Annotated in this window: 14 protein-coding genes; all 14 read right to left on the reverse strand. The window is 62.4% G+C overall.

Features of this window, described 5'->3' with window-relative positions:
* The 14 genes from CLU94_RS01490 to pyrH all read right to left on the reverse strand — a co-directional run bounded on the left by CLU94_RS01490 (position 1) and on the right by pyrH (position 13,739).
* Entirely contained in the window at positions 1 to 786 is a 786-nt protein-coding gene (locus tag CLU94_RS01490) for a TrmH family RNA methyltransferase (RefSeq protein ID WP_099664323.1), read from the reverse strand.
* A complete protein-coding gene (rnhB, locus tag CLU94_RS01495) occupies positions 783 to 1,421 on the reverse strand; it encodes a ribonuclease HII (RefSeq protein WP_099664324.1) in 639 nt (212 codons plus the stop codon). The genes CLU94_RS01490 and rnhB overlap by 4 nt, the downstream gene beginning before the upstream one ends.
* 45 nt (positions 1,422 to 1,466) lie before the next feature.
* A complete protein-coding gene (gene lpxB, locus CLU94_RS01500) occupies positions 1,467 to 2,651 on the reverse strand; it encodes a lipid-A-disaccharide synthase (RefSeq protein WP_099664325.1) in 1,185 nt (394 codons plus the stop codon).
* The gene (gene lpxA, locus CLU94_RS01505; protein WP_034784140.1) at positions 2,635 to 3,426 is read right to left on the reverse strand and encodes an acyl-ACP--UDP-N-acetylglucosamine O-acyltransferase; all 792 of its coding nucleotides are present in this window, start codon (positions 3,424 to 3,426) and stop codon (positions 2,635 to 2,637) included. The genes lpxB and lpxA overlap by 17 nt, the downstream gene beginning before the upstream one ends.
* Before the next feature lies 1 nt (position 3,427).
* Complete coding sequence (fabZ, locus tag CLU94_RS01510; protein WP_071077748.1) at positions 3,428 to 3,922, reverse strand: 3-hydroxyacyl-ACP dehydratase FabZ; 495 nt, start codon at positions 3,920 to 3,922, stop codon at positions 3,428 to 3,430.
* Positions 3,919 to 4,974, reverse strand: coding sequence for a UDP-3-O-(3-hydroxymyristoyl)glucosamine N-acyltransferase (gene lpxD / locus CLU94_RS01515; RefSeq protein WP_099664326.1), 1,056 nt, complete (start codon positions 4,972 to 4,974; stop codon positions 3,919 to 3,921). The genes fabZ and lpxD overlap by 4 nt, the downstream gene beginning before the upstream one ends.
* 70 nt (positions 4,975 to 5,044) lie before the next feature.
* Entirely contained in the window at positions 5,045 to 5,563 is a 519-nt protein-coding gene (locus CLU94_RS01520) for an OmpH family outer membrane protein (RefSeq protein ID WP_077403376.1), read from the reverse strand.
* Positions 5,564 to 5,614: 51 nt separating this feature from the next.
* A complete protein-coding gene (gene bamA, locus CLU94_RS01525; protein WP_099664327.1) occupies positions 5,615 to 7,951 on the reverse strand; it encodes an outer membrane protein assembly factor BamA in 2,337 nt (778 codons plus the stop codon).
* Positions 7,952 to 8,034: 83 nt separating this feature from the next.
* Entirely contained in the window at positions 8,035 to 9,396 is a 1,362-nt protein-coding gene (rseP, locus tag CLU94_RS01530; protein ID WP_099664328.1) for an RIP metalloprotease RseP, read from the reverse strand.
* The gene (ispC, locus tag CLU94_RS01535; RefSeq protein WP_099664329.1) at positions 9,393 to 10,577 is read right to left on the reverse strand and encodes a 1-deoxy-D-xylulose-5-phosphate reductoisomerase; all 1,185 of its coding nucleotides are present in this window, start codon (positions 10,575 to 10,577) and stop codon (positions 9,393 to 9,395) included. Before ispC ends, rseP begins: the two co-directional genes overlap by 4 nt.
* A gap of 8 nt (positions 10,578 to 10,585) precedes the next feature.
* Positions 10,586 to 11,419, reverse strand: coding sequence for a phosphatidate cytidylyltransferase (locus CLU94_RS01540; RefSeq protein ID WP_099664330.1), 834 nt, complete (start codon positions 11,417 to 11,419; stop codon positions 10,586 to 10,588).
* Complete coding sequence (gene uppS, locus CLU94_RS01545) at positions 11,419 to 12,186, reverse strand: polyprenyl diphosphate synthase (protein ID WP_099664331.1); 768 nt, start codon at positions 12,184 to 12,186, stop codon at positions 11,419 to 11,421. The genes CLU94_RS01540 and uppS overlap by 1 nt, the downstream gene beginning before the upstream one ends.
* A gap of 99 nt (positions 12,187 to 12,285) precedes the next feature.
* Entirely contained in the window at positions 12,286 to 12,846 is a 561-nt protein-coding gene (gene frr / locus CLU94_RS01550; protein ID WP_034784152.1) for a ribosome recycling factor, read from the reverse strand.
* A gap of 176 nt (positions 12,847 to 13,022) precedes the next feature.
* Positions 13,023 to 13,739 (reverse strand): UMP kinase, encoded by a 717-nt coding sequence (pyrH, locus tag CLU94_RS01555; RefSeq protein ID WP_034752258.1) that lies wholly within the window; start codon positions 13,737 to 13,739, stop codon positions 13,023 to 13,025.
* Positions 13,740 to 13,876 lie beyond the last annotated feature (137 nt).

Consider the following 13,876-nt stretch of genomic DNA (forward strand, 5'->3'; position numbering starts at 1 on the left):
TCAGGCCTGGCCCTGGCGCAGCTGCTCGAAGAAGCAGACGGCGGCGCAGGCGGCCACGTTCAGCGATTCGATCTGGCCCAGGTGGGGAATGACCACCTGGTGCGTCGCCATCGACAATAAATCATCGGCGACGCCCTGCCCTTCATGGCCGAAGAGCCAGGCGACCGGTTGGCGGAGGTCGACGTCGTACAATCGCTGCGTGGCATAGCCGCTGGTGGCGAGCGTCGCCACCTTGGCACCGGAAACGAGCGCTGCCAGGTCGACGTTTTCAAAGATGTCGAGCACGAAGTGCGCGCCCATCGCCGCGCGCAGCACCTTCGGCGACCAGCAGAAGGCCGTGCCGGCGCTGCAATACACCTGCGTGATGCCGGCGGCCGCCGCGCTGCGCAGGATGGAACCCACGTTGCCCGGATCTTGCAGGTTATCGAGCAGCACGGCCGACACGCGCAGCGGCTGCGTGACGGCCCGTTCCGGCGTCTCGATGAGGAACATCACGCCCACGCCGTGCTCTACCTGGCTCACGGCGTGATACAGCGCGTCGGGCAAGCCCAGAACGTGCGCGCGCTGGCTTTCCAGCTGGCCGACGATGTCCGCCACTTCCGGGTTCTGCAAGGCGCTTTCGCTGACGATGCACTGCTCCGGCATGCCGCGCAGCTGCAGGTAGGACTGGCACAGGTGCACGCCGTCGAGCAGGGTGCGGCCCGACTTGCGGCGCGCCTGCGAACTGCCCGCCAGTTTCAGCAAATCCTTGTATTGCGCATTGTCGCGCGAGGTAATCGTCTTCATGCCACCACCTCCTGTCCGCCAAACAGGGCGATCACGTTGCGCACGGGCGCGAACGAGCGGCGGTGCACGGGCGAGGCGCCGTGCAGGTGCAGGCGCTCCAGGTGCAATTTCGTGCCATAGCCCTTGTGCTGGTCGAAGCAGTACTCGGGATAGGCCGCATGCAGGTGCACCAGCGCCGCGTCGCGCGCCGTCTTGGCCAGGATCGAGGCGGCAGAAATCGAATCGACCTTGTCGTCGCCGCCGATGATGGCCATGCCGCGTATCGGCATCACGGGGCAGCGGTTGCCGTCGATCAAGGCCAGGGTCGGCACGGTGGCCAACGCCTCGACGGCGCGGCGCATGGCCAGCATCGACGCCTGCAAAATGTTCAGGCGGTCGATTTCCTCTTCCGACGCTTCGGCGATGGCCCAGGCGAGGGCCTTGGCCTTGATCTGCGGCGCCAGCAGGTCGCGTTTGGCTTCGGTGAGCTTTTTCGAATCGCGCAAGCCGTCGATGGGCTGGTTCGGGTCGAGGATCACGGCGGCGGCGAACACGGGGCCGGCCAGCGGACCGCGCCCTGCCTCGTCGACGCCGCAGATGATTTCATCGAGCGAGAATGGCAAGTCGTCAAACAGGCCGGGATAGATATTTTTCACATTGAATCTTTGGTTGGGTACTGCGGTTGAAGCGGTGATCGGGAGCTACTTGCGGTTGGCCGCGATGACTTGCATGACGGCGTTGGCGCTTTCGCGCGCGCTGTCGCGCAGCAGGCTGTGGTGCATGTCCGTGAAGCGCTGCACCAGGCGCAGGCGGCCTGGAACGTCGCTCAGCTGCTGCCACATGGCCTCGGCCAGCGCTTCCGGGCTGGCCGCGTTTTGCAGCAGCTCGGGCACCAGGTAGTCGCGCGCCAGGATGTTGGGCAAACCGATCCACGGCTGGTAGCCCATGTGGCGCATGATTTCCCACGAGGCGCGCATCATCTTGTAGGCGATGACCATGGGTTTCTTGTACAACGCCACTTCCAGCGAGGCCGTGCCCGACGCCACCAGCACCGCATCGGCGGCGCAGATGGCCGTGTGCGAGCCGCCATCCGTCAGCAGTATCTCGACGTCCTGCAGGCCCGCTTCGCGGATCAGCTGCAAAAAGTACTGGCGCTGTTTTTCGCCGGCCATGGGCGCGACGAAACGCAAGGAGCGGTCGCGCGCCAGCAGCAGCTTGCAGGCGGCCACGAACGCCACCGTATTGTATTTGAGCTCGCCCATGCGGCTGCCCGGCATCAGGGTCACGACGTTCGCGTCTTCCGGCAAGCCCAGGGTGCGGCGCGCGGCCGCTTCGTCGGGCTGCAACGGGATCATTTCGGCCAGCGGATGGCCGACATAGGTGACGGGCACGCCTGCCTTGCGGTAGATCTCTTCCTCGAACGGGAAGATCACCAGCATGTGCGAGACGGCCTTGATGATTTTCTTGATGCGCCCGCCGCGCCAGGCCCAGATCTGCGGCCCGATGTAGTGCACGGTGGGGATGCCGCCTTCCTTGAGCTGCTGTTCCAGCCCCAGGTTGAAGCCGGGATAGTCGGCACCGATGAAGACGGCGGGACGCTCGGCCAGCAACTGGTCGCGCAGCGCGTTCTGGATGCCCTTGATTTCGCGGTAGCGGGGAATGATTTCGAACAGGCCCCGTACCGTCAGCTTGTCGAGCGGCCAGTCGGAAATAAAGCCCTGCCTGGCCATGTGCTCGCCGCCGATACCGTGGAAGCGCGTGCCGGGCAGCTGCGGCACGAGGCCGGACAGCAGCCGGCTGGCCAGCAGGTCGCCCGACACCTCGCCGGCGACGATGGCGACGTTGGCGACGCCGAGGCCGCTGGCCTGGTCAGCGGACGATGCCACGCGAGGCCACGCCAAGGAATTCGCGCATGGCGCGAATGTGTTGCGCCACCTCGGGCGACGACGCCGCTTCTTCTTCGAACAGGGCTGCCTTCGATTCTTCCAGGGTCAGTCCCGAGCGGTAAATGAGTTTGTACGCGGTGCGGATGCCGTTGATCTGCTCGCGCGTAAAGCCGCGGCGTTTCAAGCCCTCGATATTGACGCCATGCGCCTGCGCCGGATTGCCGTTCAACAACACAAAAGGTGGCACGTCCTGCGTCAGGCTGGTGCTCATGCCGACGAAGGCGTGCGCGCCGATCTTGCAGAACTGGTGCACGTTGGCGAAGCCGCTCATGATGACCCAGTCGCCGATCTCCACGTGGCCCGCCAGCTGGGCGTTGTTCGAAAAGATGGTGTTGTTGCCCACCAGGCAATCGTGCGCCAGGTGCACGTATGCCGAAATCCAGTTGTCGTTGCCCAGGCGCGTCACGCCGCCGCCCTGCACGGTACCCGTGTTGAAGGTGCAGAATTCGCGGATGGTGTTGCGGTCGCCGATTTCCAGGCGCGTCGCCTCGCCTGCCCATTTTTTATCCTGCGGCTGCGCGCCGATGGAAGAAAACTGGAACAGGTGGTTGTCGCTGCCGATCGTCGTATGGCCGTCGATGACCACGTGCGGGCCGACCTTGGTGCCGGCGCCGATGCGCACGTGCGGACCGATGATGGTGTACGGACCCACCTCGACCGAGCTGTCGAGCTCGGCCTTCGGATCGATCACTGCCGTGGAGTGGATGGCCGCCATATCACTGCCCCGCTGGCTGGCTCGCAGACTGGCTCGCATCCTGCGCGCTGCGGATGGTGCACATCAGTTCCGCTTCCAGCGCCACTTTGCCGTCGACGGAGCCGACTGCCTTGTATTTCCAGATGCCGCGCGAGACGCGCAGGATTTCCACATCCATCTTCAGCTGGTCGCCCGGTTCGACAGGACGCTTGAAGCGCGCATTGTCGATGCCGACGAAGTAGACCACCGAATTTTCATCCGGTTTCACACCCATCGACAGGAACGACAGCAAGGCCGCCGTTTGCGCCAGCGCTTCGATCATCAGCACGCCGGGCATGACCGGCTTGTGCGGGAAATGGCCCTGGAAGAACTCTTCGTTGACCGTCACGTTCTTGATGGCGGTGATGGTTTTGTTCGCTTCCCAGTCCAGCACGCGGTCAACCAGCAGCAGCGGATAGCGGTGCGGCAGCAGCGATTTGATGGCCAGGATGTCGAGGGTCTTTTTTTCAGTAGTCATTTTTCGTCTTGCGTGGTCAGTGTTTTAATTGTTTTTTCAAGCGCGCGGATCTTCTCGCGCATGCTTGACAGGTTGCGCACGATGGCGGCGCTCTTTTCCCAGTCGGCGTTCTTGGCCAGCGGATAAAAACCCGTGTACTGCCCCGGCTCCGCGATCGAACGCGAGACCATGCTGCCCGAGCCCACGTGGACGCGATCGGCAATGGTCAGGTGGCCCAGCACCATGGCGGCGCCGCCAAAGGTGCAGTACTTGCCGATGATGGCGCTGCCGGCCACGCCGACGCAGCCGGCCATGGCCGTGTGCGCGCCGATGCGGCAGTTGTGGCCGATCTGGATCTGGTTATCGAGCTTGACGCCATCTTCGATGATGGTGTCGGCCAGTGCGCCGCGGTCGATGGTGGTGTTGGCGCCGATATCGACATCGTCACCGATCACCACCCTGCCCGTCTGCGGAATCTTGATATACACGCCGCCTTCGTTGGCGAAGCCGAATCCGTCGGTGCCGATCACGGCGCCCGAATGGATGATGCCGCGCAGGCCGATCACGCAGCGCGCATGGAAGGTCACGTTGGCCAGCAGCTGCGTGCCCGCGCCGATGACGGCGTCGCGCCCCACTACGCAGCCAGGCCCGATGACGCAGCCGGCACCGATCACGGCGCCCGCTTCGATCACCGCATGCGCGCCGACGGAGGCGCTGGCGTCAACCTGCGCGCTGGCGTCGACAAAGGCGCCCGGGTGGATGCCGACCGGGGCCTTGATCTCGTGCAAGGCGGCGAAATACTGCGCCGCACGCGCGAAATACACATAGGGATTCGGTGTGACGATGCGCGCGCCCGCGTACTCGTCGCCGATCAGCGCGTCGTCGGCCGGCGTGAGGATCAGCGCCGCAGCGCCGCTCTGGGCCGCCTGTGCGCGGAATTTGGTATTGCTGAGAAAGCTGATGTGCGAAGCACCGGCGTCGGCCAGCGGTGCGATGCCTGAGACTTCCAGGTTCGGATCGCCCGCCAATTGCCCGCCGAAGCGTTCGACCAATTCTCCTAGTCGAGTGCCCATCTGATTACCTTTATAAATACGCCTGCCAGTGCACGCAGAGCATGCACTGGCAGGCTTGAAACCGTTTCGATTACTTGTCCAGCGCCTTCAAGACCTTGTCGGTGATGTCGATGCGCGGGCTGGCCCACAGGGCTTCCTGCAGCACGATGTCATATCCTTCGATATGCGCCATCTGCTGGATGATGGTGTTGGCTTTTTCCGCGATGGCGCTGCGCTCTTCGTTCGTGCGCTGGCTCAGGTCTTCGCGGAACTCGCGCTGGCGGCGCTGCAGCTCCTTGTCCAGCTCGAAAAACTCGCGCTGGCGCTTGGCGCGCTCCGCCTCGCTCAGGGTCGGCATGTCCTTTTCCAGGGCTTCGTTGGCGACCTTGAAGCGGGCCGCCAGTTCCTGCACGGCTTTTTCACGCGAGCGGAACTCTTCGGCCAGCTTGGCGCTGGCCAGCTTGGCCAGCCTCGATTCGTTATAAATACGTTCGCTGCTGATCCAGGCGATCTTCGACTCCTGAGCCTGCGCCTGCACCGGCAACAGCGAACTCCAGCACAATGCAATCATGGCAAGGGACTTGGGCAGGGTGGCGGATGCGGTGTTCATGATACTCCATGGTCAAAAAGTAAAAGCTGTCGCCCCGTTTCAGATGGCCGGTTAGAAACCGGTGCCCATCTGGAACTGGAAGCGCTCCAGGCGGTCCGTCGGCTTGGCGTTCAGCGGCTTGGCATAGCTCAGCTTGAGCGGGCCCACCGGTGAAATCCAGCTGATGCCCAAGCCAGCAGAATAGCGCAATTGCGAAATCCGCATTTTTTCGCCTTCCTGGTAGACCTGGCCGCCGTCAAGGAAACCGAACCAGCGCAGGCTGCGGTCATTGCCCGAACCGGGGAATGGCATCTGCAGTTCCGCGTTACCGATCAGGCGCGAAGCGCCGCCCAGGGCATCGTTGGTGCTCGGTTCAACCGCGCCCAGCGAGGAACTCAGATAGCCGCGCACCGAACCGATGCCGCCGCCGTAGAAGTTCTTGAAGACCGGATACACGTGCTTGCCGATACCGTGGCCGTAATCGATCTCGCCCTTCAGCGCCAGGGTGACCTTGCTGAACAGCGGACGGAAGTACTGGTGCTCATAGATGGCACGGAAGTACTTCTGGTCGCCGATCAGGTCAGCCTCCAGGTTGACGCGCTGGTAGCGGCCGATCGATGGCGTCAGGGCGCTGTCGCGGCTGTCGCGCTGCCATGCCGCCGTCAGCGGGATGGAATTGGTGGTGGCCGAACCGATACCGTCGGATGGGCCGCCATTGTCCACCACGTACTGCTTGAAGCGGATCGGGCTGGTGACGTCGGTCTCGATGCGCGAGCGCTCGCCGCCGATACCGAAGAAGACGGTGTCGACTTCCGAGAACGGCACGCCGAAACTGACGCGGCCACCGGTTTGCTTGATCTTGTAGCTGCCGATGTTCAGCGCCGGCGGTTCCGTCGTCCGCAGGTAGACTTCAAAGCTGCGCGAAATGCCGTCGTCCGTGAAGTACGGGTTAGTTTGCGAAAACGCAATCGTGCGGCTGTAATGGCTGGTATTGAGTTCAATACCGACCGTGTTGCCGCTACCGGCAAAGTTGGCCTGCGAAATCGACGCCGACAGGGTGAATTTTTCCGATTGCGAGAAAGCGCCGCCGATCAGGAAGTTACCCGTTGGTTTTTCCACCACCGTCACGTTGACGTCGACCTGGTCGGTCGTGCCCTGCGCTTCCGGCGTGTCGATGGTCACGTCCTTGAAGTAGCCCAGACGGTCGACACGGTCGCGCGACAGCTTGATCTTGTTGCTGTCATACCAGGACGATTCGAACTGGCGGAATTCGCGGCGGATGACTTCATCGCGCGTGGTGGTATTGCCGGCGATATTCATGTGGCGCACGTAGACGCGCTTGCCCGGATCGATGAAGAAGGTGAAACCGACTTCATGCTTTTCACGGTTGATTTCCGGATTGGCGTTGACGTTGGCAAACGCGTAGCCGAACGTGGCCAGGCGGTCCTGGATACGCTTGTTCGTCGCCGTCAGGCGCGCGCCCGAATAGATTTCGCCTTCGCGCATCAGGTTCAGGGCTTTCAGCTCTTCTTCGCGGCCGAACATCTCGCCTTCGAACTTGGTGCCGGCGATCTTGTACTTTTCACCTTCGGTGATATTGATCGTCAGGTAAATGTCTTTTTTATCGGGCGTGATCGACACTTGCGTCGAGTCGACCTGCATCTCGATATAGCCGCGGTCCAGGTAGTAGGACTTCAGCGACTCGATGTCGCCCGTCAGCTTGGTCTTCGAATATTGATCGGCCTTGGTGTACCAGCTGAACCAGCCGCCCGTGTTCAGGGCCAACTGCTCGCGCAGTTCCTTGTCGGTGAAGGCCTTGTTGCCAACGATGTTGATCTGCTTGATGCGGGCCACGTCGCCCTCGTCGACGGCGAACACCACGTTGACGCGGTTGCGCTCGATCGGCGTGACGGTGGTGGTGATCTTCACGCCGTACAGGCCATGCGACAGGTACTGGCGCTTGAGTTCCTGTTCCGCGCGGTCAACGGATGCCTTGTCGAAAATCTTGGCTTCGCCCACGCCGATTTCCTTCAATGCCTTGACCAGCACATCCTTTTCAAATTCCTTGGTACCCGTAAATGCCACGGAAGCGATGGCCGGACGTTCCTCGACCAGCACCACCAGCACGTCGCCCTCGGCTTCCAGGCGCACATCCTTGAACATGCCCGTCGCATACAGGGCCTTGATGGCGGCAACGCTCTTCTCGTCGGAGAACGTTTCGCCGACCCGCACCGGCAGGTAAGCAAAGACGGTGCCCGCTTCGGTACGCTGGATCCCTTCGACCCGGATGTCCTTGACAGTAAATGGCTGGACGGCCAGCGCGTGGCCGGAACAGATGGCCATGACGGCGGCGCCGATCAGGCTGCGACGAAAGGAAGGCAAGGCAAAACGAGCAGAATGTAATTTCATTGGGGTTATTCAATGGGTAAATCAATGGACAACATACACAAAAGATTGCTTGTGCGACTCACGCAATGGCATCAACCACGGCCCTAATTCAGCAATCGCAACACGTCATTAAAGACGGCAAGCACCATCAAGGTCAGCAACAAACCGATCCCCAGGCGCTGGGCAATCTCGCCTACGCGCTCCGGCAAGGGGCGTCCGGTCAAAACTTCCAGCGAATAATACAGCAAATGCCCGCCATCCAGAACAGGAATGGGTAGCAAATTCATCACGCCCAGACTGATACTGATGAAGGCAATGAAGCTCAGGTAGCTTACCAGGCCGATGCGCGCCGTCTGGCCCGCGTAATCGGCGATGGTAATGGGACCCGTCACATTCTTCAGCGAGACCTGGCCGGTGATCATTTTGCCCAGCATTTTCAGGCTCATGACACTGGTATCCCAGACCTTGGCGGACGCCTTGCCCACGGCGGAGAACGGTCCGGAGGCCACGGTGATCATATCCGGCACCTGTCCCAGCTTTGCCTGTATCTTACCAACTGTTACAGCTCCCTCTGCCCCGGCGCCCGGCACGGCGTCCGGCGTAATGGACAGGGTCAGGTCCTGGCCCTGGCGCAAGAGCTGCAATTGCAAGGTCCGGCCCGGCGCCTGGCTCAGGGTGGCGATGACGGCCGCCACGTCGTGCACGGGCTGTTCGTCGATGGCCAGGATCTGGTCGTTTTTCTGCAGGCCGGCGCGCGCGGCGGCGCCATCGGGCATGATTTCCATCAAGGTGGGCGCGGAACGGGCCAGGGTCAGGCCCAGCTTGCCCAGCACGTCGCCTTCCAGGTCCGCTTCCGTCAGGCTGGCCGTCGGCAAGGTCGCTTCCTGCTGGCCACGGTCGGGACGGCGCACTTCGATGCGCGCCGGCTGCTTGTCGAGGGTGGCCTGGATCAGTTCCCAGCGCAGCTCGGACCAGCTGGCCACGGCCTTGCCATTCACCGCTTCGACCGTATCGCCGCTGCGCAAGCCGGCCGCATAGGCGGCGGTCTGCTCGGCCACGGGACCGAGCTTGCTCGACGGCTCTTCGATGCCATGCATGAACAGGCCCGCGTACAGCACGATGGCGACGAGGAAATTGGCCAGCGGGCCGGCGGCCACGATGGCGATGCGGCGCCACACGCTCTGGCGCGTGAATTCGCGGCGCAATTCGCTTTCCGGCAAGTCGCTGAGGTCTTGCGCGCGGCTGTCGAGCATGCTGACATAGCCGCCCAGCGGCAGCGCGGAAATCGCCCATTCCGTCTGGTCCTTGCCAAACTTGCGCGAATACACCACTTTTCCCATGCCGATCGAGAAACGCAGCACCTTCACGCCGCACCAGCGCGCCACCAGGTAGTGGCCCAGCTCGTGCAGGGTGATCAGCGAGCCCAGCGCAACGATGAACGCCAGCAAGGTGGTAATCAGGGTCATGCGGCCAGCCTGTGGGCGATGTACGCGTGCGCGGCCGCTCTGGCCAGGCGGTCCTGCTCCATCACGGCCTCGATGCTCGAAGCGGCACCGTGCGGCACCGTCTCGATCACGTGCGCGATGACGCGGTCGATCTGGCGGAAGCCGATCTGTTCATCGAGGAAGGCTTGCACGGCCACTTCATTGGCCGCGTTCAGCAAGGCCGGCGCCGTGCCGCCCGCGCGCAGGGCGTCGAAGGCCAGCGCCAGGCAGGGGAAGCGGCGGAAATCGGGACGTTCGAACTGCAAGGTGGCCACTTGCGCTAGGTCAAGCTGCGCCACGCCAGAGTTGATACGCTGTGGATACGCCAGCGCATGCGCGATCGGCGTGCGCATGTCCGGATTACCCAGCTGGGCCAGCACGGAACCGTCGATGTACGAGACCATCGAATGGATCACGCTTTGCGGGTGGATCAGCACTTCGATCTGCTCCGCCGGCGCGCCGAACAGCCAGTGCGCCTCGATCACTTCCAGGCCCTTGTTCATCATGGTGGCCGAATCGACGGAAATCTTGCGCCCCATGGCCCAGGTCGGATGCTTGCAAGCCTGGTCCGGCGTGACCGTGTCGAGCGTCTCGACGTCGCGCGTGAGGAAGGGGCCGCCTGACGCCGTCAGCACGATTTTCGCCACGCCCGCGGCGCCCGGCGCGCGGCCATGCGCATGCGGCATGCATTGGAAGATAGCGTTATGTTCGCTGTCGATCGGCAGCAGTACGGCGCCGTTGTCATGCACGGCATCGATGAACAGCTGGCCGGACATGACCAGCGCTTCCTTGTTGGCCAGCAATACTTTCTTCCCGGCACGTGCCGCCGCCAGGGTCGGCGCCAGGCCGGCCGCGCCGACGATGGCCGCCATCACGCCCGTCACTTGCGGCGCGCTGGCGATGGCGCACAGGGCCTCCACGCCGTACTCGACTTGCGTATCGACGCCCTGCCCGCGCAGCAAACGCGTCAGCTCAAGGGCGGCGTCAGCCGTGCCGACGACGGCGCGCTGGGGACGGAATTGCAGGCACTGGGCGGCCAGTTCGGCGACACGGCTGTGCGCGCTCAACGCGTACACGCTGTATTGCTCCGGGTGACGCGCGAGCACGTCCAGGGTGGACACGCCGATCGAACCGGTCGCGCCAAGGATGGTGATGTATTGCATGAGTTTCCTTAAAGCCAGCTGGCCACGAGGGCGGCAAATGGCAGGACCGGGATCAACGCGTCGATACGGTCGAGTACACCGCCATGGCCGGGCAGCAGGTTGCTGCTGTCCTTGATGCCGGCGCGGCGCTTCAATTGGGATTCGAACAGGTCGCCGACGATGCTGGCGGCGACGATCAGCAACAGCACCAGCAAGGCCACCAGCCAGCCGCGGCGCAATTGCAGCTGCACGGCAAAGGTGTCTTGCAAGACCGGCAGTGCTGGCGCGGCGAAAATCGTGATGGCGGCGATGACGAGCACGGCGATGCCGCCGCCGATGGCGCCTTCCCAGGATTTACCTGGGGAAATACTTGGCGCCAGCTTGCGCTTGCCGAAAGCCTTGCCCGAGAAATAGGCGCCGATATCGGCGATCCACACGAGGGCCATGACGGACAGCAGGTACAAGGGGCTATGCAGGAACAAGGCGATGATGGCGACGAAGCAGCCGACGATGGTCACCGGATATACCAGGCTGAGCAAGGCATTGCCCAGGCCTTCGGTGGGCGGCAAGCCCGTCGCCAGCGAAGGCACGAAGCGGATCAGCCAGATGGCCACGCACAGGGCGAACCAGAAATTGAGCTGCGCCATGCCGTTGCCGACAAAAAACGTATAAGCGAAGGCGGCAGTCCAGATGGCGGCAATCAGGAGCGCCTGGCGATTTTTGAAAATGCGGAAGCTTTCCCAGATGGCGGCGCCGAAGAACGCCGTGGCGATCACGGCGAAGGCGGGGAAGTAATTCAGATACAGAACCGGCAGCAAGACCGCCAACAAGACCAGGGCGGTGATTATCCGTGTTTTCAGCATCAGTTTGTCTTTTCAGTTAATTGCGCGCTGGTACGGCCAAAGCGCCGTTCGCGCTGCTGGTAAGACGCGATTGCCGCGTCGAGGCACTCGTCATTGAAGTCGGGCCAGAAAGTCTCGGTGAAAAACAACTCAGTGTACGCCAGTTGCCACAGGAGGAAATTGGAAATGCGCTGCTCGCCGCCCGTGCGGATGAACAGGTCGGGCTCGGGCGCGTAAGCCATGGCCAGGTGCGGCGCCAATTGCTCTTCCGTGTAGGCGTGCCCGGCGCTCTGGCCGTTGGCTGCCGCCTCGGCCGTCATTTTGTTGACTGCCTGCATGATATCCCAGCGGCCGCCGTAATTGGCGCAGATGGACACCGTCAGGCGCGTGTTGTTCGCCGTCTTGCGTTCCGCATTGGCGATCAGGGTTTGCAACTGCTCATTGAAGCGCGACAGGTCGCCCACGACCTTGAGGCGGATATCATTGGCGTGCATCTTGACCACTTCGCGTTCCAGCATGGTAACGAACAGGCGCATCAGCATCGACACCTCTTCTTCCGGGCGGCGCCAGTTTTCCGAACTGAAGGCAAACAGGGTCAGGTACTCGACACCGCGATCGAGGCAAGTCTCGACGATGCCGCGCACGGCGTCGGCGCCCTTGACGTGGCCAGCCACGCGGGGCAGGAAGCGCTTGGTTGCCCAGCGGCCATTGCCATCCATAATGATTGCCACATGGCGCGGCACCGTGCCCACCTCAGGTACTGCCGTTGTCGAACTCGAATAGATCATGAAAACACGAATACCAAAAATAAAAGATAGCTATTATGCGCCAAATAGCACTGCCCGGAAAAGCCATGCTTTTCCGGGCAGCGTCAAAAGAACTGAAAACTAGACCGTCAGCACTTCTTTTTCTTTGTCGACCACCATCTTGTCGATGTCGGCAATAAACTTGTCCGTCAGCTTCTGCACTTCTTCCGACGAGCGGCGCTCATCGTCCTCGGAGCAGGCTTTTTCCTTGACCAGTTTCTTCAGCGACTCGTTCGCATCGCGGCGAATGTTACGCACGGCAATCTTCGCGTCTTCCGCTTCGCTCTTGACCAGTTTGACCATTTCCTTGCGGCGCTCTTCCGTCAGCGGCGGCGTCGGAACGCGGATCAGGTCGCCCTGTGCCGACGGGTTCAGGCCCAGGTCGGCGTCGCGGATGGCTTTTTCGATGGTGTTGGCCATCTTCTTTTCGTACGGCTGCACGCCGATGGTGCGCGCGTCGATCAGGGTCACGTTGGCGACCTGGGTCAGCGCCGTCGGCGAACCGTAGTAATCGACCATCACGTGGTCCAGGATACCCGTATGGGCGCGGCCGGTACGCACTTTGGCCAGGTCGGCCCGCAGTGTTTCCAGCGACTTCGTCATGCGTTCCTGGGTGTTCTTTTTAACGTCAGCTAAGGACATTACCTACTCCTTGTCTTGATAATAATGAATATTCTATTGCGCTTGCGGGTTGAATGGTACCGCAGCCGGGAGTGCCGAAAACCGTTCAGGGCAAGGCGCAGCGCCGAAGACAGTACTTAATGTACGGCGAGGCGCTGCAACGCAGCCATGAGCGGTTTCTCGACGCTCCGCTTCCCTTATACGTGAACCAGCGTGCCTTCGTCTTCGCCCATGATGACGCGCATCAGCGCGCCCGGCTTGGTGATCGAAAACACTTTGATTGGCAGTTTCTGGTCGCGGCACAGGGCGAATGCGGTGGCATCCATCACTTGCAGGTGCTTGGCGATGGCGTCGTCGAACGTAATCGTGTGGAACAGGGTGGCGTTCGGATCCTTCTTCGGATCGGCCGTGTAGACGCCGTCGACCTTGGTGGCCTTCAGGACGATCTCGGCGCTGATCTCGGAACCGCGCAGGGCGGCTGCCGTGTCGGTGGTGAAGAACGGATTGCCGGTACCGGCGGCGAAGACGACCACTTTACCTTCTTCCAGGTATTGCAGGGCTTTCGGGCGGACGTACGGCTCGACCACTTGCTCGATGCCGATGGCCGACATGACGCGCGCGGTGATGCCGACGTGGCGCATGGCATCGGCCAGGGCCAGGGCGTTCATCACCGTGGCAAGCATGCCCATGTAGTCGGCGGTGGCGCGGTCCATGCCTTGCGCACCAGGCGCGACGCCGCGGAAGATATTGCCGCCGCCAATCACGATTGCCAGTTCCACACCCAACTTTGCCACCTCGGCCACATCGGCCACCATGCGCTCGATCGTGGCGCGGTTGATGCCGTAGGGATCATCACCCATCAGGGCTTCGCCGGACAACTTGAGGAGGACGCGCTTGTAGGCTGGTTTTGACATGAGCTGGGGCTCCATAAATGAGGTTATTCGAGTATGACATGGCGCAGCGCCTTGCAGCGCCGGATAGGCGGGAGGAAGCTGCCCATGCCGCCGCCCGGCACGACAGGTGCGGGCGGGCCAAAAAAACGGGCCTCTCG

The organism is Janthinobacterium sp. 13 (assembly GCF_002749695.1).
Lineage (GTDB): Bacteria > Pseudomonadota > Gammaproteobacteria > Burkholderiales > Burkholderiaceae_D > Janthinobacterium > Janthinobacterium kumbetense.

Bases quoted from the DNA above. Each gene is read 5' to 3' on its own strand.
- bamA (WP_099664327.1), bottom strand. From the start codon at position 7,951: ATGAAATTACATTCTGCTCGTTTTGCCTTGCCTTCCTTTCGTCGCAGC.
- lpxA (WP_034784140.1), bottom strand. From the start codon at position 3,426: ATGGCGGCCATCCACTCCACGGCAGTGATCGATCCGAAGGCCGAGCTC.
- ispC (WP_099664329.1), bottom strand. From the start codon at position 10,577: ATGCAATACATCACCATCCTTGGCGCGACCGGTTCGATCGGCGTGTCC.
- uppS (WP_099664331.1), bottom strand. From the start codon at position 12,186: ATGATCTATTCGAGTTCGACAACGGCAGTACCTGAGGTGGGCACGGTG.
- frr (WP_034784152.1), bottom strand. From the start codon at position 12,846: ATGTCCTTAGCTGACGTTAAAAAGAACACCCAGGAACGCATGACGAAG.
- fabZ (WP_071077748.1), bottom strand. From the start codon at position 3,922: ATGACTACTGAAAAAAAGACCCTCGACATCCTGGCCATCAAATCGCTG.
- CLU94_RS01520 (WP_077403376.1), bottom strand. From the start codon at position 5,563: ATGAACACCGCATCCGCCACCCTGCCCAAGTCCCTTGCCATGATTGCA.
- CLU94_RS01490 (WP_099664323.1), bottom strand. From the start codon at position 786: ATGAAGACGATTACCTCGCGCGACAATGCGCAATACAAGGATTTGCTG.
- CLU94_RS01540 (WP_099664330.1), bottom strand. From the start codon at position 11,419: ATGCTGAAAACACGGATAATCACCGCCCTGGTCTTGTTGGCGGTCTTG.
- lpxD (WP_099664326.1), bottom strand. From the start codon at position 4,974: ATGGGCACTCGACTAGGAGAATTGGTCGAACGCTTCGGCGGGCAATTG.
- pyrH (WP_034752258.1), bottom strand. From the start codon at position 13,739: ATGTCAAAACCAGCCTACAAGCGCGTCCTCCTCAAGTTGTCCGGCGAA.
- rseP (WP_099664328.1), bottom strand. From the start codon at position 9,396: ATGACCCTGATTACCACCTTGCTGGCGTTCATCGTTGCGCTGGGCTCG.